This window comes from Endozoicomonas sp. SESOKO4, assembly GCF_024606275.1.
In genome coordinates this window covers 1-1,199 of sequence record NZ_JAHHPS010000184.1, presented here as the reverse complement: position 1 = coordinate 1,199, position 1,199 = coordinate 1, and the positions used below count along the sequence as shown (strand labels likewise).

The 1,199-nt window shown below is 52.7% G+C and carries 1 protein-coding gene; it reads left to right on the top strand.

Annotated features, from left to right (window positions below; translation table 11 throughout):
• Window positions 1-1,199 (top strand): cation-translocating P-type ATPase (locus KDK16_RS03485; RefSeq protein ID WP_257274701.1); only part of this gene is annotated, 1,199 nt, incomplete at both ends.

Sequence of the window (1,199 nt, the reverse complement as noted above, 5' to 3'; positions counted from 1 at the left end):
CCTGTGCTGCCTGTGTCTGGTTGTTGGAGAATCATATTAGTCTGATCGAAGGTGTCGAAAAAGTCTCTGTTAACCTGAGTACTCATGAAGCCCAGATCAGCTGGAATAACGCACAGACACCACTCAGCGATATTCTGATCGCCATTCATCAGATTGGTTATAAAGCCTACCCCTGGCGCGCTGATCGCCAGGAAGCCATGCTCAAGCAAGAGAACCGCGTATTCATACGACGCCTCGCCATTGCCGGTATTGGCACCATGCAGGTCATGATGTATGCCATCGCGCTCTACTCCGGAGCGATCAGTAACGACATGACGGCCCCCTATCGGGATCTGATCCGGTATGTCAGTGCTCTGGTGGCCACTCCGGTCATACTCTACTCAGCGGCACCTTTTTTCAAAGCAGCCCTGCGAGATTTCCGAACCCGCCATCTCAGCATGGATGTGCCGGTCTCCATTGCCATTGGTGGAGCCTATGTTGCCAGCCTCTGGGCAACCGTTAACGGAAGTGGTGAAGTTTATTTTGACTCGGTATCTATGTTTACTTTCTTCCTGTTGTCCGGTCGTTATCTGGAGCTTCGTGCGAGACATTCAACCTCTCGTGCAGCCCGGGCCCTAAGCAACCTGCTGCCCTCCAGCTGCCTGAAAAAAGAGGGTAAAGAGTATGTTCGAGTCCCGATCATTGATCTGAAACCCAAAGACCATGTACGGGTATTACCCGGTGATTCCATTCCCGCTGATGCTGTTATATTGCGAGGGAGTAGTAGTGTCGATGAATCCATGCTGACAGGCGAATATCTGCCAATAGCCCGCAGCATAGGCGAGTCAGTGATGGGCGGCAGTCTCAATATCGACAACGCCCTTGAGCTTGAAATCACCCATGTAGGTGAAGAAACCCGGATGTCTGCGATTCTCAAACTGCTAAAACATGCCCAACAGGACAAACCTGCCATTGCCCGACTGGCAGATCGTGTTGCCGGTTACTTTGTGGCTTCTGTTCTGGTGACAGCAACTGTCGTTTACTGGTACTGGTCGGGTGTCGTGGCAGAAGATGCGTTCTGGATCACCCTGTCCGTACTGGTAGTAACCTGCCCCTGTGCCCTCTCTCTGGCAACGCCAACAGCTCTGACGGCAGCGACAGGCTATCTGCATAAACTGGGATTCCTGGTCACCCGGGGTCATGTTCTCGAAGGTCTGGGC